Origin of the sequence: Sorangium sp. So ce131 (genome assembly GCF_051519095.1) — a bacterium.
Lineage (GTDB): Bacteria > Myxococcota_A > Polyangia > Polyangiales > Polyangiaceae > Sorangium.
Genome location: NZ_CP150455.1, coordinates 4,737,775 through 4,755,334, shown reverse-complemented (window position 1 = coordinate 4,755,334; position 17,560 = coordinate 4,737,775). Strand labels below are relative to the sequence as shown.

Here is a 17,560-nt window from a genome sequence, read left to right as displayed (position 1 = left end):
GAGGGCTTCACGATCCGAGCTTCATCGAGGCGCCCATCTTGACCACCATCGCGCCCTTGACCGCGATCTTGGCCCCCTTGATCACGACGGGCCCGCCGCCGAGCTTGAGCTCGCTGCCGCCGCCCTTGAAGGAGCCGACCGCGCCGAGGAGCGTGATCATCGGCGCCTGGACGACGAGATCGCCGTTCAGCTTCTGGTAATGGAGGCCGCCCACCATGTTGGTGACGCCGCTCGCCACGTGGGAGAGGGAGCCCTTCGTGAGGTGGAGCTCGGCCGCGACGGACGTCTGGTCCTTGTTCGCGGTGATCTGCTCGCCGTGGCTGCCGTTGATGACCTGCGCCTTCACGGCGCCGACCGTCTCGGCCATCCCGCCGAGCACGTTGTCGTTGATCGAGCCGAGGCTCCCGGCGAGCTCCAGCGCGCCGACCTTGCGGCTCATGTCCCCGGTGATCGACTGCTCGACGCCGTTCGAGATCGTGATTTGATTCCCGCTCACCGTGTAGGACCGGTTCCCGGTGATCTTCTCGACATGGTTGCTGATCGCGTTGGTCGTGTCGTTCCCGCCGATCGATATCGTCTGATTGCCGGAGATCTTGTGCGAGAGCACGGCGCCGACGTCGAGCGACTGGTTGCCGGCCACGGAGATCGACTCGTTGACCTTCACGGATCGGGAGCCGTTCACGCTGATGTGCTGCTCCTCGTTGACCGCGACCTCCTCGACCTTGTCGTGCTTGACCGTGACGTTGAGGTCCTTCTGGGCGTGGATGCCGAAGCCCTGGCTCCCCGAGCTGTCGGACATGCCGATCTCGTTGTGGCCGCCGGCGCCGGGCGACGACATGCTCTTCAGCGTGCCGGACGCCTTGGCGCCGGGCAGCGGCTGCGGCGGGGTCTTCTCGGCGTTGTAGGTGCGCCCGAGGGCGACCGGCCGGTCCGGATCGCCGTCGAGGAAGGCGACGGAGACCTCCCAGCCGACGCGGGGCAGGATCATCGAGCCGCCCATCGCGACCTGGGAGACGCGCAGCCAGCAGCTCGAGGTGTGGTCCTGTTGGCCCTGACGGTCCCAGAAGAAGCGGACCTTGATCCGGCCGTGTTTATCGACGTGGATCGCCTGCTCCTGGGTGCTCGACCCGGTGACGACCGCGGTCTGGATCCCGCGGATGCGCGGCCTCTGCGCCCGGCGCTCGGCCGCGAAGGGCGCGCCCTTCGGGATGCCGCTGAAGCGGTTCGCGAGGTCGATGTTGTTCTGCTCTCCTCCGGTGAGCGTCTGCTTGCCGCGCGAGACCAGCCGGGTGACCACGAACAGGCCGTTCAGGCACGGCTCCGAGGCGCCCTCGACGGCGAACGGCTCGCCCACGTGGAGCCGCGCGGCGCGGCTCTGGCCTTCGCACACGTCGGCGTCGGCCGCGAGCGCGCGCAGGCGCGCCTCGGCGCGGCGCGCGCCCGCGCTCCCCTTGGTGAAGCCGCCGGGGTACTCGAAATAAGGCATCGCCCAGGCCTCGTCGCGCGGCAGCGAGGACTCGGGCTTCACCTCGGGCTTCTCGAAATCGTAGTCCCGCAGGTGGACGCTGTTCGTGCGCAGCGCCCGCGTGCGCGAGAATTTCGAGAGCGGGTGGCTCCCGGGGACGCCCCCCTGCGCCATGCGGAAGATGACCGGCGTCCCCGACTCGACCGCGAAGGCGGAGGGGTCGTCGGTGATGATCATCGTGTGGCCGCCTTCGTCGTGCCGGAAGTAATAGAAGAGGCCGTTGTCCTCGAGCAGGCGTGAGACGAAGTTGAGGTGCGACTCGCGGTACTGGACGATGAACTCGCGCGGCTCGTAGTCCTTCGCGATCCGCCACTCGACCTTATCGCCGAAGCCCGCCTCCTCGAAGACGGTCTGCGCCGCCTCGACGATGGTCTTCTCCTGGAAGATGCGGCACCCCTCGCGGTGCTCGAGCGCGGCGAGCGCGGGGCGCAGCCGGACCTCGAAGTGGCGGCTCTCGCCCGCGAGCCCCGCGAAGCCCGCCCGGTCGACGAGGCCGTCGAAGAGGCGCTCCTCGCCGGACGTGTCGGTGACGCGCAGGCAGAGGCGCGTGCGCAGGCACTCCTCGACCCGGAAGGCCGGATCGCTCGTCGCGAACCGCACCTCCACCACGTACGGGAGGGAGATGCCCTCGACGGCCTCGAACTCGGCCACGGAGAGGTCCGCGGGGAGCTTGTCGCCCACGAGGGAGAAGGTGGCGAAGGTAGCGGGCATGGCGGCATGGTAGGCGATCGGCGAGCGGCGCCAAGCCCCGGCGCACGGCCGCGGCGCGGCGTGGACGCGGGAAAAAACGCGTGGCGACCGAATTTCGCGCGAGGCTTCTACCCGCCGCGCGCGGTTGCACGGATGTACAGCAAGATGTACACATCGAGCATGGCGCATCGTTACTCCGTCGCCGAGGCCCGGGCCCAGCTCCCCTCCATCATCGAGCAAGCGGAGGCCGGTGAAGCCGTGGAGATCACCCGCCGTGGTCGCCCCGTGGCCGTCGTCCTGTCCAGGGAGGAGTTCGAGCGGCTGCGCTCGGACCGGCCCCGCTTCGGCGACGTCTACCGCGCCTTTCTGAGGCGTTTCCCCCTCGACGAAGTCGGCCTCGATCGCGATTTCGCCGCGTCCGTTCGCGATCGCTCGCCGGGCCGCAGGGTCAAGCTGTGACGCTCCGTTTCCTGCTCGACACGTCGGCGATCGCGGAGCCGATGAAAAAGGCGCCCGATGAGGCGGTGGTCGCGAAGATCGAGGCCCACGCGCACGAGAGCGCGATCGCCGCTCCGGGGTGGCATGAGCTCCGGTACGGCTGCCGGTTGCTCCCCTCGGGCAAGCGGCGCTCGGCGCTGGAGGCATACTTGAGGGAGGTGGTTTACCCCGCTTTCCCGATCCTGCCCTACGACGCCGTCGCGGCGGCGTGGCACGCGGACGAGCGCGCTCGACTCGACGGAGAGGGTACGCCGGCGCCGTTCGTCGACGGGCAAATCGCCGCCATCGCCGCGATCAACGATCTGATCCTGGTGACGGCGAACGTGCGCGACTTCCAGCGGTTTCAGGGCCTCACGATCGAGAGCTGGGCGAGCAGGAAGAGAAGGGCGTCGTGATCTCGGCGCCCGGCGCGCTCTGAGAACGAGGGCGCCTCTCCACGGACATCCGTCGTCGTCCGATTCGAGTTGTCCCGGGTCGCGCGCCGGGCGCAGGCTGGCTCAGCCCGGCGCCATGACCGCCACCGCCGCGCGCTCGCCGCCGTCGCTGCCGGCGAGGGAGACCGCGACCGGGTGCGGCGCGAAGCCGCGCAGGAACGCCTCCGACGCGATGGCGAGGTGCAGCGGCATGGCCGCGGCGCCGAGGTGGCCCATGCGCTGGGCGGGGCTCTCCACCTGCTGCGGCTCGCAGAAGAGGCGCTGCGTGCGCGCGGCGGCGGCCTGGAGCTCGAAGTGGCGGAAGGTCTCGAACGTGAGATCCGTCAGCACCCAGCCGGCGCGAAGCCCCCGGCCTTCGAGCGGGGCGAGCGCAGTGCGGAGCGCGGCGGTGAGGCCCGCGGCCTGGAACGCGGGCTCGTCGTTGTCCGGGCGGGCCCGCTCGTGCGCGGTGGCGAGGCCGACGAGCTGCGCGCGCTCGGCGAGCTGGCAGCGGCGCGCGACGTCCTGGCGCATCAGGACCACGAAGGCGGCGCACTCGCCGGGGATGAAGGCGTCGAGGTTGTCCGGCCGGAAGATCCGGCCGGCGGCGTCGAGCGCCGCGACGCGCGCCGGATCGTAGTCGGTGTGCACGCCGCCGAGCAGCGCCGCGTCGATGGTGCCGTGCGCGAGCGACTCGCACAGCGACGGCAGCAGGAACCCCGGCCCGGCGGCGCCGCGCGTCGAGACCTTCACCGCGACCTCCGGCGCGCGCGCCCGGACCCGCGCGCCGAGGTCGGCGGCGAGCCGCTGCGCCGAGGCCTCGCCCCCCGGCGCCCGCTGGCCGAGCTGCTCGTCCAGGCAGAGCGCGAGCTGCACCCGCATCGAGGGCGCGGCGGGGCCGAGCTGATCGAGCGCCTCGTCGAGCGCGCGGGCCGCGAGCAGCCCGGCGCGCTCGGCGCCGGTGACGAGCGGGTCGAGCGTGGGGAGGAAGCACATCGTGATCGGCTCGCCCTCGGCGTCCACGAGCGGCGACTCGCGCATCGCCGCGGCCGCGGCGCGGTGCGAGAAGGCCGTGTCGATGGAGGAGAGGCCGACGGGCGTGATCGCCCCCGCGGCAACGACGGCGGCGAGGGGCCTCACGCCTGCGCCTCCTCGCGCACGATCACGCGCGCGTCCTTCATCCGCCGGGGCGCCTTCACGTGCGCGCGCCAGACCATCTCGACGGCCACGGGCTTCTCCGGGCCGGCGGCGTAGAGGTCGACGAGGACCGTGTCGAGGTGCGGCGCGAACGCCGCCGGCTCGCGGCCCTTCACGTGGAACTCGATCGCGAGCTTCACCCTCGGCAGCTCGAAGCTGAGCGCCCCCTCCGGCGTGAGGTTCAGCGTCCGGACCGGCTCGCCGCCCGCGAGCGGCGGATCCGCGGTGAGGCCGGGCGAGGCGCAGAGGTTGTGGCGATCGTCGAAGTCCTCGGGCAGGAGCGGCGCGCGGAGCTCCTTCCAGGTCTGATCGTACGTCCCGGCGTACCTGCGGCGCGGCTCCCAGTGCCGCCCGATCGGCCCGATCCCGGCCGGCGGCGGCGGGATCTTCGCCGTCCGCAGCGGGTGCGCGGGATCCTCGATGTTCGGCGCCGGCCGGTGGGTGAGCGACGCCGGGTTGCGCGCGACGCCCATCCCGATGGGGTTGCGCGGCTCCTCGACGAGCGCCGCCGGGTCCTCGTCGTCGGTGCCTCCCCACGCGTGATCGTAGCGCATGTCGATCTCCTCGATCGGCCCCGGCGCGGTGAGGCCGTCGCCCTTCTCGACCCAGAGCCGCCGGCCGAACACCACGAGCGACTTCTTGAGCGGGCCGACCTCGACGCGCACGTCGAAGGACGGCACCGCCTTGCGGTTCGGCGCGTAGGCCTTGGCCACGAAGAGCACGTCGGTGCCCGGCTTGAACAGGCAGACGTCCGCCGGGTAGGCGATGCTCTCGGGTCTGTCTTTCTCCCACGGCAGATCGGCGAGGCGGATCCCGCGCGTGCGCTCGGGCGGCGCGAGCTCGAGCGCGCCGTCGTCCTGGAGCTCGAAGCTCGCCTTGACGATGGTGACCAGCTTCTCGCCGTCTCGGTCGAGCAGCAGCTGGGGATGCACGACGAAGTCCGTCCTGTTGTCGAGCGGGGGCTGGTCCATCGCGGCGGCATTATCGACAAGATCGGCGCGGTTGTCTCTCCGCGCCGCGCGCGCCCCCGGCGCAGCGCGCGTCGCTAGCGCACGCACCTCACCCAGGCTGCGGTGAAGTGGTTCCATTTGCCGCTGGCGCCGGCGTTGAACCCGGTGAAGCCGTCGTCGAAGTTGAGCGCCCACGCCGCCGGGGCGTTCCTCAGGGCCGCGTGGGAGGCCCAGTACCAGTCGTTGCTGCGGGCGCCGTACTGCGTGTCGGGGAACATCGCGCGGTTGATCGACGGGGCCACCTGCGCCTCGTCGACCAGGGTCGCGAGCTCCCGGATGCTCGGCAGGCGCCAGGTATGGCCGTTGAGATCGAGCGCCGCGCAGTAGCCCGCCGCGTCGTCCCAGCTCATCGTGGTCGGTGAATAGCCCTGCTGCCAGATCAGCCCAGTGTAGTTGTCCTTCACCTCTCCGGGCGACACGACGGCAACCTGGTCGGGCGGCGCCACGGCCGGGCTGCTCGGCGCCTCCCCCTCGCCGTTGCCTCGCACGCAGCGCAAGCTCGCCGCCGTCGCCTTGGAGTAAGCGTTGCTGACGATGCCGTCGCTCAGGTTGAAGGCCCAGGCGTAATCGCGGCCGGCGCCGGCGCCGGCCTGCCGGATCGTGAGGATCCAGTCGGACGATGTCTTGTGGAAGCCGCCCCGCGCCCCCGGGAACGCGGACCGATCGATGGCCGGGCTGCTGGTGAAATCCACGATCGACGTCATCTCGATGCGCGTGGGGAGGCGCCAGTCCGAGGACCCGCCGAGCGTGAGGTCGTCGCAGTAGCGGATCGCCTGCTCCCAGGTGAACGACTCGGAAGGAGGGCTCTTCTGCCATTCGAGGCACGTCACGTTGTCGCGCACCACACCGTCGCCAGCGTCGGTGTAGCTCGCGGGGTTGGGCAGGCCGCTGCCCGCCGGATTGGGCATCGGCCAGCACGCCCATTTGTGCGTCCCGCAGGCGGCGGCCCGGCCGCAGGTGTCCGGCGCTCCGGCGCCTCCGCCGCCCTCCTCGCCCGACGATCCGCCGTCGCCGCCGGCGCTGGTGGTGCTGCCCGAGCCGCCGGCGCCGGCGCCCGATCCGGAGGTCGCGCCGACGCCGCCTGCCCCGGCGCCCGTGCCGGAGGTCGCGCCGGCGCCGCCCGGCCCCGACGCGCCGCCGTCCGCGAGCGCGTCGCCGAGGTCGCCGGCGTCCACGCTCGGCCCGATGTCCCCGGCGGAACAAGCGGCGAGCGCGAGCAGGCCGAGAGCCATTCCCCGCTCGGCGCGCGCCGCGGCGGCGGCCCTCGCGAGGATCGCATGAGGGATCCAGGGCTTGCCTCGATTCACAGGGACCTCCGTTTGTTCAAAGCAACGATGAAAGAAAGGATGTTGAAGTTACACCAAGCTATCACACGCCGCGCGGCGATCGTCAACGCGTTCACCGAACGATGATTCATTTCATCGCGTACAAAGCAAAAAACATCCAGCGGTGTCGTTTGAGCGCATCTACGCTGTGCGACGTCGTAGGAGAGGATCGCTTGTCGCAGGACCGCGTCGCTGTCCGATTCTACGCGGCGCACGCGTGGCGAAGATCGCGCGTTCTCGTGGGCTGCCAATTTTTCAACCAGACGAGAAAAACTTATCGTTTCGATGTGGGGATGATTGATTCCGAGATGCTCGAGCAACCTGACAAGAGGAGGAATCCTATCAGTCATCGAGCACGGCCGGCGGGCATCATAGGCCTTTCGTCTGTCGTCTGTCGTCTTCCGTCTGTCGTCTTCCGTCTTTCGGCCGCCGTCTTCGTCTCCCGTGATCGTGATCGTGATCGTGCACGATTGTGCCGTCTCTCGCTCCACGGCTCCCAGCTCCACCAATGCACGTCGTGAGACGATTCGATCGATCACGATCACGATCACGATCACGAAGACGATCACGCGAGACGACAGAAGAAAGACGAAAGACGAAAGACGAAAGACGGGAGACGGGGACAGCCTCTCCGAGCCGCGAGCGGTTACGGTACGAGCTCTCCCGACTGAGACGATTGCTACCCGCTCGCGTGGCCCGAAGATTGCGCAGTCCCCGCGCCGCGGGATCACCGCGCCTCCACCTCGCCGGCGTAGGCATCGAGGCCGTAGGCGCGCAGCATCGCCTCAACAAGCGCGATCGGCTCGGCGCAGGCCGGATCACTCGCGCCGACCGCCGCGAAGATCGCCGGCAGCGCCCGCGCCACGACGAGCCGCACCGCGCGGTCGCGCAGGGCGAGCGAGAGCGGCACCGCGCCGACCAGCCGGTGCCCATGCAGCGCCGCGCGGAGATAGAATCGCTCGCGCTCGGGCCGCTGCGCGGGCGCCGAGAGCAGCGCGCCGAGCAGCTCGACATCGCCGAGCGCGGCGGTCGCCATCGCAATCCACTGCGCGGCGCTCAGCGCGAGATCCCGCTCGCTCCTCCAGGCGGCGTCCTCGCGCGCCCTCCGCGCCGCGCGCGCATGCAGCGCCGCGAGCCACGGCGCGAGCGCCGCCGGATCCAGCGGCGCGGGGCGCTCGTAGCGCGCGAGGGTTCCCCCGGCGAGCCCCTCGGCCTCGACGGCGGCGGCGAGCGACCACAGGCCCTCGGCGATGTCGGCCGGCGGCGCCGCCGCGGCGAGGCGCCGCGACCACGCGACGAGCTCGGCGCGGTCGACGGTCGCACCGGGCGCGATCTCCACGCGCCCAAGGAGCTCGGCGACATGCACGCGCTCGTCCAGATCACCCCGCACCCGCAGCCGCGGATCCAGGAGCGGCGCCCCGGCGGGCCGGCCCACGCTGGCCAGCACGCAGGCGCACTCCACGGCGACCGAGACGCGCACCGACGCGCCGTCGTCGAGGAAGCTGGTCGGGAAGGTGCGGCACCCGAGCGGCTTGGCGTCGGGCCCGCCGATCGCGTGGAGCGAGCATCGGCCCTCGCCCTCGAGGTAGGCGCACCGGCCGTCGCGCAGCGCCACCGCCGACGCCGCGCACGGCCACGCGCCGCGCTCGGGCGTGAAGGCCCGCTCGTGCCGGACACCGCCGCTCAGCACGTCGGGCCTGAGCGCCCGCGCGCGCGCCGCCTCCTCGGGATCGAAGATCACCGAGGCGTAGAGCCGGCAGCAGCTCCCGCGGCCGTCGCAGTGCAGGCTGAAGTCGGGCAGCACCTCGATGGGCCGCGCGCGGCGCGCGCGCTCGTCCTCCTCGCCGGCGCGCCCCGCCTCCGCCGCGCCGGCCGCGCCAGCCGCCTCGGCCGCGCAGATCGCCGGCGCGGCCGCGTCGTCTCCGGCGTCTCCGGCCGCGAGCAACCCCGCGGCGTGGAGCGCCGCGAAGAAGTCCTCCGCCGCGCGCACACGCGCGTGCGCCCCCTCGCGGGCGGCGGCGAGCACGATGCCCTCGACATCGCGTGTTCCGTCCGCCGCGGCGAGCAGGCCCCACTCGCGCCCTCCGAGCTGGAGCAGCTGTCCGGAGCGGACGTCGTGGAGGACGATGATCTCCTCCTCGCCGACAAGGTGGCGCCGCGCGAGCACGTGCTCGGCCAGCTGAGGGCGCGCCGGCGGTCCATTCGGGCTCACCCGGCCACGCTAGCGGACCGCCGGCGCCGCGCGCCACCCGAAACCACAGCAGCGGAATCGACGTGCCGCGACGAGCAGGACGGCTGTCGTGCGGCGTAGTCGCCGGGCACCGAGCACAATGCTGCCCGGCGCGCGCTGGACACGCAGAGGCGCTCTCTATACTATCGGCGGCGTTTTATCGTCATGATCCACGCGCTGCGCGAGCACCGCGCGGGAGGAGCTCGTCGGGCACCATGGAAGCGCCGGTTCGTCCAGGGGATGTCCTGCTTGGCAGGTACCGCGTGGAGCGCGTGCTCGGGCACGGGGGCATGGGCGTGGTCGCGGCGGTGCGCCACCTCGAGCTGGGGGAGCTCTTCGCCATCAAATTCCTCCTTCCGCAGGCGCTCGGCGAGGCGGAAGCCGTGGGGCGGTTCCTGCGCGAGGCGCGCGCGGCGGCGCGCCTCAAGGGAGAGCACGTCGCCAAGGTCTATGACGTGGGCCGCCTCGACACGGGATCGCCGTACATGGCGCTGGAGTACCTCGACGGCGCCGACCTGAAGGAGGTCGTCCGGAGCGCCGGTCCCCTGCCCTGGGAAGACGCGGTGCTGTACCTCCTCCAAGCCGCGGACGCGATCGCCGAGGCCCATTCGCTCGGCATCGTTCACCGGGACATCAAGCCAGCCAACCTGTTCCTCATCCGGCGGCCGAACGGAGCGCCCTGCGTCAAGGTGCTCGATTTCGGGATCTCGAAGCAGATGGCGCCGGACAACGTAGATCTCACGAGGACGGGGAGCATGCTCGGCTCCCCCCTGTACATGTCGCCCGAGCAGATGATGCGCAGAAAGGATGTCGACCCCCGCAGCGACATCTGGTCGATGGGCGTCGTGCTCTACGAGCTCTTGACCGGGAAGGTGCCGTTCCCGGCCGAGACGCTGACGGAGGTCGTCGGCCGCGTGCTCCAGGAGGAGCCGCTGTTGCCGAGCCAGCTGCGACCGGGCCTGCCGCTCGAGCTCGACCACATCGTCGCGCGCTGCCTGCAGAAGCGGCCGGAGCACCGCTTTCAGCACGTCGAGGAGCTCGCCGCTCCTCTCCGGGCGCTGCTCGGAACACACGGCGCCGCCGCGAGCGCCGCGCGCGCGTCCCGGCCCGATCGCGCGACTTACCCCGGCATGACGTCGCTCCCTGGCGCGGTGGTGCCCGCGCGCGCCTCGCAGCCAGGTTATGGATCGCAGCCGGGAGGTGGCCCGCCCGTGCTCCACGCGCCGGAGCGCGCCTCGGTTCCAGCGGTCGTGCCTTCGGTGAGCGCGCCATTCCCCATGACGGGCACGGGCGCCTCGACGTGGTCGAACACGGGCAACGCTCCCGGCGCGTCCCGGGGCAGGAAGGCCGCCGCCGCCGCCGCCGCGCTCGGTGTCGCGGCGCTCGCGGCAGGCGCCGTATGGCTCGCGCAGAGGCCTGCGGCGCCGCCGGAGGTCGCCGACGCGGCGGCGCTCCCGGAGGCGCCTCGGGCTGAGATGCCCGCGGGATCACTCGCCGCGGCGACCCTGCCGGACACGCCGGCGGCGACGCCGCCCGCCGCGACCGCCTCCGCAGAGCCCGCCGCGACCGCGGCCGCGCCGCCGACCGTCAGCGCCGCCGCGCCCTCGCCGCCGACCGCCAGCGCCGCCGCGCCCTCGCCGCCGGCTACGAGCGCTGCGGCGGCGCCGCCGCCAGCGCTCACGTCGGCGAGGCCATCCCCGGCGGCTCCGGCGCCGCGCGGGAGCAGACCGCAGAGCACCGTGACGGTCCCGCAAAACGTTGCGCCCCCCGTGACGGCGAGGCCGCCGACGGTCAGCGCTCCTGCCACGGCGCCGATCAACACCGCGCCGCGGAGAGAAGGCGTCTTCTAGCGTCGACGTCCAGAGGACATGAACAGCATAAGAAATTCTCTCGCGCGTCGCGCGACCCCGGTGCGCGCCCTCGTTCTCTCGCTCGCCCTGCTCTCGCCGGCGGCGGCGCGGGCGCAGGCGGTGGATCCCCAGAAGGCGCTGGCCGCGCAGGCGCTCTACGAGCAGGCGTCGGCCGAGATGGACGAGAAGAAATACGCGAGCGCCTGCCGCAAGCTCGAGGAGGTGACCCGGCTCGTGCCCGAGGGGCTCGGCGCGAAACTGACGCTCGGCGAGTGTTACGAGGCGCTCGGCAAGCTCGCGAGCGCCTGGTCGCAGTACGCGCTCGTCGAGACCATGGCGCCGCAGGTGGGTCAGATCGAGCGCGCCGAGCGGGCCGCGGCCCGGGCGGCGGCGCTGAGGCCGAAGCTCGCCACCTTGACGATCGAGGTGCCCGAAGGCGCGGCGTCGACGCCGGGGCTCGCGATCACGCGCGACGGCGTGCCGGTCGGAGAGGCGCAGTGGGGTGCGCCGCTGCCGGTCGACGCCGGCGGGCACGAGATCGTGGCGGCCGCGCCGGGCCGCAGGACGTGGAAGAAGCAGGTCGAGGTCGTGGCCGACGGTGCCCAGGTCGCGGTCGCGGTGCCGCCGCTCGAGCCCGAGGCGGCCGCCCCCGCCGCGGCGCCCGCGACGAGCGCCGGGCCCGAGCGGCCCTGGCAGCGCCCGGCGGCGTTCGTCGGGATGGGGCTCGGCGCCGCCGGCCTCGCGGCCGGCGCGGTGCTCGGGGGCCTCGCGATGGCGAAGAACGGCGACAGCAACGAGGCGAACCACTGCGACGCGCAGGATCGCTGCGACCCCACGGGGCTCTCGTTGCGGCGCGACGCCGTGGCGCTCGGGAACGCCTCGACGGCGGCGTTCATCGTGGGCGGCCTGCTGGCGGCTGGCGGCGTGGTGCTGTTCGTGACGGCGCCCGCGGCCGGCCCGAAGAGCGAGCGGCCGGGGACGATCGGGGCGCCCCGCGCGGCGAGCGTCGCGCTCCTGCCCGGCGGCGTCGCGCTGCGAGGGGTCTGGTGATGGGGATGAAGAGGAAGCGGATGGGCTCGGGCGCGGCGGCCGCGGCGCTCGTCGTGGCGGTGGGCTGCAACCAGATCGCGGGGATCCGCGAGGGGATCCCGCGGGAAGAAGAGGTGGTGGCCTGCGTCACCATCGATGACTGCGCCGTGGCGGTGCCGGAGTGCCGCGCTGCGGTGGCGTGCGAGGGCGGGACCTGCGTCTTCGACGACGCGATCGAGGGGACACCCTTGCAGGAGCAGACCGACGGCGACTGCGCCCAGCTCGTCTGCGACGGCGCCGGGAAGACGAAGCTCGTCCCGCTGGAGAGCGACGCGCCCGACGACGACAACGTCTGCACGCTCGACACGTGCGCGGGCACGTTGCCGAGGCACACGCCCGAGACCGAGCTGCCGTGTTACTCGGGCCCGCGGACGACGCGGGGCAAGGGCATCTGCGTGGACGGGGTGCAGCGCTGCGACAGGGAGGGCAATCCGGTCGGCGGCTGTGAGGGAGAGGTGCTCCCCCAGGACGAGACGTGCGAATCGCCGCTCGATGAGGACTGCGACGGGAAGGTGAACGAGGAAGGCGCGACGTGCGTGTGCCAGCCCGGCGTCATCGAGCGATGTTACACGGGCGCCGAGGGCACCGAGGGCGTCGGCGAGTGCTCGGGCGGCACGAGGAGCTGCACCACCGACGGGCAGGCCTGGGGCGCCTGTCTCGGCGAGCAGACGCCCGAGAGGGAGACCTGCGACCCCGCGGAGACGGACGAGGACTGCGACGGCGAGGTCAACGAGGAGGGGGCGGACTGCGAGTGCGGCGACGGGTACCTGTCGAACGCCGAGGAGTGCGACGACGGGAACACGAGCAGCGCGGACGCGTGCGCGGAGTGCGTGTCGCAGCGGGTGACGCACGTGGCCGCGGGCAACGAACATACGTGTGCGGTCATCGGGATCGGGAAGCTGAAGTGCTGGGGGGAGAACGGGAACGCCCAGCTTGGGCTCGGGGATCTCGAGGATCGCGGCGATGAGCCAGCAGAGATGGACTCTGACCTGCCGCTGGTGAACCTAGGCGCAGGGAAGACCGTGATGGCCGTCGCCGCCGGTCAATCTCACACGTGCGCGATCCTCGACGACAGAAGCGTCAAGTGCTGGGGAAGCAACAGCTATGGTCAGCTCGGCCTGGGAAGCACCACCAGCCCTGTGGGCAGGGCCTCGAGCGAGATGGGGGACAACCTCGCGGCCGTGAAGCTCGGCACGGACAAGGCCGCGGTCACCATCGCCGCAGGCCAGTCTCACACGTGCGCGTTCCTTAACGACGGAAGCGTCAAATGCTGGGGATATAACGCCTATGGCCAGCTCGGCCTGGGAAGCACCACCAGCTATGTGGGCAGGGCATCGAGCGAGATGGGTGACAACCTCGCGGCCGTGAACTTCGGCACGGACAAGGCCGCGGTCGCCATCGCCGCAGGCGAGTCTCACACGTGCGCGATCCTCGACGACAGAAGCGTCAAGTGCTGGGGAAGCAACAACTATGGTCAGCTCGGCCTGGGAAGCACCACCAGCTATGTGGGCAGGGCCTCGAACGAGATGGGGGACAACCTCGCGGCCGTGAACCTCGGCACGGATAAGGCCGCGGTCGCCATCGCCGCAGGCCAGTCTCACACGTGCGCGCTCCTCGACGACGGAAGCGTCAAGTGCTGGGGAAGCAACATCTATGGTCAGCTCGGCCTGGGAAGCACCACCAGCTATGTGGGCAGGGCCTCGAACGAGATGGGGGACAACCTGGCGGCCGTGAACCTCGGCTCGGATAAGGCCGCGGTCGCCATCGCCGCAGGCCAGTCTCACACGTGCGCGTTCCTTAACGACAGCAGCGTCAAATGCTGGGGCCATAACGCCTATGGCCAGCTCGGCCTGGGGAGCACCACCAGTTATGTGGGCAGGGCATCGAACGAGATGGGTGACAACCTCGCGGCCGTGAATCTCGGCACCGGAAAGACCGCGGTCGCCGTCGCCGCAGGCCAGTCTCACACATGCGCGATCCTGAGCGACAGCAGCGCCAAATGCTGGGGAAGCAACAACATTGGCCAGCTCGGCCTGGGGCACGCCAACAGCGTGGGCCGTTCCGCTAGCCAGATGGGCGACGGCCTGCCGACGGTCAAGCTCTTCTCTGACGACTGGTGACCGACATCGGTGCAGCGCGCCTCATCGAGGTCCTGCTGCGACGTGCTCGTGCAGCTCGCGGCCTGGCGCTGGCGTGGGCGCTGAGCTCCGCCCTCACCGCGCGCCGGCGTCACACCCACCCCGCCGCCCGCCCCAGCAGCGCGCCCGCCGCGATCGCGCCGCGCGCGCGCAGCGTCGGCCGGGGCGTCCGCGGCGCGGCGGGCGGCGCCGTGAACGCCTCCAGCCACGCCTCGGCCAGCGGCCGCGCGAGCACGCCGCCCAGGTCGAACAGCGCGAGGTCCTCGATCCCCGCCGCCGTCGCCACCGCCACGTCCTCGCGCAGCTCGGCGGCCGACCGGTACACCGGCTCGTCGCCGAGCGCGCCCTTCCCGACCGCCCCGAGCGAGACGCCCGCCCTCGGACCGAAGCGCAGCGCGGCGGCGCGGCACCCCTCGGCGAGCAGCGCGACCGCGTCCTCCCGGCCGAGCCAGCCGCGCGAGTACCCCGCCAGCAACGACGTGTACAGCATCGCGTTGACGCGCCCCCACGCCGGCGCCGACACGGGCGTCCCGAGGATCCGCTCCCAGCCGCGCCCCGGCCCGTCGAGCAGCACGAGCGGCACGATCGCCGCCGAGGTCGCGATCCCGCGCGCGTCGAGCGCGGCGGCCATCCCGGCGAAGGTGCGCTCCACGTCGTCCCACCGCGGGCTCCCCGGCGCATCGCCCCCCTTGAGCAAGCGCAGCGCGCCGAGCGGCCCCGCGAGCGCCCGGCGCACCCGGGCGATCGGCGGCTCCAGGTCGAACACGACCTCCGCCGCGGAGAGGCCGCGGCCGTCCAGCGCGTCGAGCAGCCGCGCCACGAACGCGCCGAAGGCCGCCGCGTTCTCCGCGCTCGCCCACCGCCCGTCCTCGTCCGCGATCATCGGCCACACCGCGACCTCCACCCCCTCCCCCGCGCACGCCGCCGCGAGCTCCGGCAGCCCCGCCGCCGTCTCCGGCCGCACCGCGATCGCGAGCTCCAGCCCGTACCGCCGCAGGAGCGCCAGGGTCCCCGGCGCCCCGACCACCTGAAGCGGCAAGAGCTCGCTCCAGATCCGCCGGCGCGCCGTCACGCCCGCCGTTTCCTTCCGAAGCCCGGAGCGGCCCCGCTATGCTCGCGCCTCATGAAGATCCTCTATGGCGTCGTCGGTGAGGGGATGGGGCACGCCATGCGCTCGCGCGTCGTGATCGAGCACCTGCTCGCGCAGGGCCACGAGCTCGAGATCATGGCGTCGGGCCGGGCGACGGACTTCCTCTCGAAGCGCTTCGAGGGCGTGAACCGCATCCACGGCCTCCACATGATCTACGAGGAGAACCGCGTCCGGCGCGGCAAGACGCTCTGGTCGAACGTGCTCTCGGGCGCGGTGGGCACGCCGAAGAACATCGCCGCGTACTTCGAGCTCATCAAGGACTTTCGCCCCGAGCTCACCATCAGCGACTTCGAGTCGTGGACGTACCTCTACGCCAAGGTCCACCGGGTGCCGATCCTCTCGGTCGACAACATGCAGATCATCAACCGGTGCACCCACGACGCGGAGATCCTCGCCGGCCACGAGACCGGCTTCCAGCTCACGCGCGCGTTCGTGAAGAGCAAGCTGCCGTTCTGCGACCACTACGTGATCGCCTCGTTCTTCCGCCCCCCGGTCCGCAAGGAGAACACGACGCTGGTGCCGCCCATCCTGCGCCCCGAGATCATCGCCGCGGACCGGCGGCCCGGCGAGCACCTGCTCGTCTACCAGACCGCCGAGGGCAACGACGCGCTCTCGGCGACGCTCGCCAGGACCGGGCTCGAGTGCCGCATCTACGGGATGCGCCGGAACATCGCGGAGGAGCAGGTCGAGGGCAACCTGCGCTACCGGCCCTTCAGCGAGCAGGGCTTCATCGACGACCTCGCCTCCTGCCGCGGCGTCATCGCCGGCGGCGGGTTCACGCTCATGGGCGAGGCGGTCTACCTGCACAAACCGATGCTCGCCGTCCCCCTCGGCCGCCAGTTCGAGCAGGTGCTCAACGCCCGCTACCTCGAGCGCGAGGGGTTCGGGCGCGCCGCCGACTCGCTCGACGACCCGGCGGTCGTCGCGGACTTCGTGAAGGCCATCCCCGCCTGCGAGGAGAAGCTCGCGAGCTACGCGCAGGACGGCAACCGCGCGCTCTTCGAGACGATGGACGGCCTGCTCGACCGCGCGCACGCCGGCGTGCTCTGACAGGCGGCGCCGCGGCGTGCTCTGACAGGCGGCGCCGCGGCGTGCTCTGACAGGCGGCGCCGCGCGTGCTCTGACGGACCGCGCCGCGCGTGCTCTGACGGACCGCGCCGCGGCGCGCGGCGCACACGCCGCCGCCGCGCCGCAGCGCCGCCTCCACTCACTTCGGCCGGCAGCCCTTGAGGTTCGACCCGGCGATGCCGTTGCACTCCTCGGTCGCGAGGCAGTCCGTCTGCTCGACGCACGTCTTCAGGCACTGGAGCGCCGCGCTGTCGTCGGGCTTGCCGCACACGGCCCCGTCCTCACACTCGCCGTCCGCCCCCTCCTCCTCGCACGCCTCCCCGAGCGCGGCCTCGCCGCCGCAGCCGCCCGCGAGCAGCGCGCCCGCCACGAGCCCCATCGCGATCCACTTACTTCGCATGCCGTGACCTCGATTTTCTCCGACCCAACTGCGCCCGATGGAGGCGCCGGCGCGCCGCCGATCGCCGCGCGATCGACGCGCGCGCAACCCACGTGCGCCGTCGACCCGCGCGGCGGCGCGGCGTGCTCCCCGGCCCCTCCGATCGTCCCCCGATCCTACCGCGCGGTGCGGCTCTTCGCGCCCTGGCGCTGGCTCCACGACGCGGAGGCCGTCTCCTCGATCCGGATGAGCACGGCGGTGATGTTGTCGCGGCCACCGTTCTCGTTGGCGCAGTCGATGAGCTTGCCGCACGCGTCGGCGAGCACGGCGTTGTCCTCGATGATGCGCGCGATCTCGCGGTCGTCGACGAGCCCGTGCAGGCCGTCGGAGCACAGGAGGAACACGTCGCCGGCCTCGACGCGCTCGGCGCGCAGGTCGACGTCGACGCTGGGGCCGATCCCGAGCGCGCGCGTGATCACGTTGCGGGGCAGGTACGCGAGGTCGCTCTCGGTGAGATCCGGCCGCTCGAGCAGCGCCTCCGCGACGAGCGAGTGGTCCCGGGTGAGCTGCGCGATCCCGCCCTTGCGCAGGAGGTAGCAGCGGCTGTCGCCGGCGTGCGCGACGTAGAGCTTGCGCTCCCGCGGCGAGAACGCGGCGGCGACCACCGTCGTGCCCATCCCGCGGTAGTGGCGCGAGTCGTCGGCGTGCGCGAAGATGCGCGCGTTCGCGTACGTCACGGCGGCGCGCAGCCGATCGCCCGTCGAGGCGCGGCGGCGCTTGCCGTTCGCCTCGCGGAAGTAGCCCGCGATGGCGCTCGCGGCGATGCGGCTCGCGACCTCGCCGGCCTCGTGCCCGCCCATCCCATCCGCGACCACGTAGACGTTGAACTCGGGGAGGAGGATGTACCGGTCCTCGTTGTGGATCCGCTCCCGGCCGACGTCCGACAAACCTGCCGCGATGGCGCGCATTCGCCCCGAGTCTAGACGACGCTTGGCCCT

General features: G+C 72.2%; 15 protein-coding genes. 6 read left to right on the top strand and 9 right to left on the bottom strand.

The window, feature by feature from the left end; translation table 11 throughout:
- Positions 1-7: 7 nt before the first annotated feature.
- The gene (locus tag WMF43_RS17525) at positions 8-2,236 is read right to left on the bottom strand and encodes a type VI secretion system Vgr family protein (protein ID WP_437681531.1); all 2,229 of its coding nucleotides are present in this window, start codon (positions 2,234-2,236) and stop codon (positions 8-10) included.
- Between the two features lie 132 nt (positions 2,237-2,368).
- Between WMF43_RS17525 and WMF43_RS17520 the strand changes: the two genes are divergently transcribed.
- Together WMF43_RS17520 and WMF43_RS17515 are read left to right on the top strand one after the other, a co-directional pair.
- On the top strand, positions 2,369-2,674 hold the full coding sequence (locus WMF43_RS17520; protein ID WP_437681530.1) for a type II toxin-antitoxin system Phd/YefM family antitoxin: 306 nt from the start codon (positions 2,369-2,371) through the stop codon (positions 2,672-2,674).
- Positions 2,671-3,108 carry a type II toxin-antitoxin system VapC family toxin gene (locus WMF43_RS17515; RefSeq protein ID WP_437681529.1) on the top strand — a complete coding sequence of 146 codons (438 nt, stop codon included), beginning with the start codon at positions 2,671-2,673 and terminating at the stop codon, positions 3,106-3,108. The genes WMF43_RS17520 and WMF43_RS17515 overlap by 4 nt, the downstream gene beginning before the upstream one ends.
- A 102-nt stretch (positions 3,109-3,210) precedes the next feature.
- Here WMF43_RS17515 and WMF43_RS17510 read toward each other — a convergent pair whose 3' ends face one another.
- The 5 genes from WMF43_RS17510 to WMF43_RS17490 form a co-directional block, all read right to left on the bottom strand.
- A complete protein-coding gene (locus WMF43_RS17510) occupies positions 3,211-4,266 on the bottom strand; it encodes a beta-ketoacyl synthase N-terminal-like domain-containing protein (protein WP_437681528.1) in 1,056 nt (351 codons plus the stop codon).
- The gene (locus tag WMF43_RS17505; RefSeq protein ID WP_437681527.1) at positions 4,263-5,294 is read right to left on the bottom strand and encodes a DUF2169 family type VI secretion system accessory protein; all 1,032 of its coding nucleotides are present in this window, start codon (positions 5,292-5,294) and stop codon (positions 4,263-4,265) included. Before WMF43_RS17505 ends, WMF43_RS17510 begins: the two co-directional genes overlap by 4 nt.
- Before the next feature lie 74 nt (positions 5,295-5,368).
- Positions 5,369-6,640, bottom strand: a complete 1,272-nt coding sequence (locus WMF43_RS17500; protein WP_437681526.1) for a DUF1566 domain-containing protein — start codon at positions 6,638-6,640, stop codon at positions 5,369-5,371.
- Positions 6,637-7,227, bottom strand: a complete 591-nt coding sequence (locus WMF43_RS17495) for a hypothetical protein (protein WP_437681525.1) — start codon at positions 7,225-7,227, stop codon at positions 6,637-6,639. Before WMF43_RS17495 ends, WMF43_RS17500 begins: the two co-directional genes overlap by 4 nt.
- A 158-nt stretch (positions 7,228-7,385) precedes the next feature.
- On the bottom strand, positions 7,386-8,870 hold the full coding sequence (locus WMF43_RS17490; protein ID WP_437681524.1) for a YkgJ family cysteine cluster protein: 1,485 nt from the start codon (positions 8,868-8,870) through the stop codon (positions 7,386-7,388).
- Positions 8,871-9,103: 233 nt separating this feature from the next.
- Here WMF43_RS17490 and WMF43_RS17485 point away from each other — a divergent pair, with 233 nt between their 5' ends.
- Genes WMF43_RS17485 through WMF43_RS17475 form a run of 3 tightly spaced genes read left to right on the top strand, consistent with a single transcriptional unit; the run spans position 9,104 to position 13,947 of the window.
- Positions 9,104-10,738 (top strand): protein kinase domain-containing protein, encoded by a 1,635-nt coding sequence (locus tag WMF43_RS17485; protein ID WP_437681523.1) that lies wholly within the window; start codon positions 9,104-9,106, stop codon positions 10,736-10,738.
- Positions 10,739-10,798: 60 nt separating this feature from the next.
- Positions 10,799-11,788: a hypothetical protein gene (locus WMF43_RS17480; RefSeq protein ID WP_437681522.1), complete on the top strand. Its 990-nt coding sequence runs from the start codon at positions 10,799-10,801 to the stop codon at positions 11,786-11,788.
- Positions 11,788-13,947 carry a hypothetical protein gene (locus tag WMF43_RS17475; protein ID WP_437681521.1) on the top strand — a complete coding sequence of 720 codons (2,160 nt, stop codon included), beginning with the start codon at positions 11,788-11,790 and terminating at the stop codon, positions 13,945-13,947. Before WMF43_RS17480 ends, WMF43_RS17475 begins: the two co-directional genes overlap by 1 nt.
- A gap of 109 nt (positions 13,948-14,056) precedes the next feature.
- On the opposite strand, the gene WMF43_RS17470 is transcribed toward WMF43_RS17475, so the two are convergent.
- Positions 14,057-15,037 (bottom strand): hypothetical protein, encoded by a 981-nt coding sequence (locus WMF43_RS17470; RefSeq protein ID WP_437681520.1) that lies wholly within the window; start codon positions 15,035-15,037, stop codon positions 14,057-14,059.
- 51 nt (positions 15,038-15,088) lie between these two features.
- Here WMF43_RS17470 and WMF43_RS17465 point away from each other — a divergent pair, with 51 nt between their 5' ends.
- Positions 15,089-16,165, top strand: coding sequence for a glycosyltransferase family protein (locus WMF43_RS17465; RefSeq protein WP_437681519.1), 1,077 nt, complete (start codon positions 15,089-15,091; stop codon positions 16,163-16,165).
- A 157-nt stretch (positions 16,166-16,322) separates the two neighbouring features.
- Here the strand turns inward: WMF43_RS17465 and WMF43_RS17460 are convergent, their stop codons facing one another.
- Positions 16,323-16,583 (bottom strand): hypothetical protein, encoded by a 261-nt coding sequence (locus tag WMF43_RS17460; protein WP_437681518.1) that lies wholly within the window; start codon positions 16,581-16,583, stop codon positions 16,323-16,325.
- A gap of 155 nt (positions 16,584-16,738) precedes the next feature.
- A complete protein-coding gene (locus WMF43_RS17455) occupies positions 16,739-17,530 on the bottom strand; it encodes a Stp1/IreP family PP2C-type Ser/Thr phosphatase (protein ID WP_437681517.1) in 792 nt (263 codons plus the stop codon).
- Positions 17,531-17,560 lie beyond the last annotated feature (30 nt).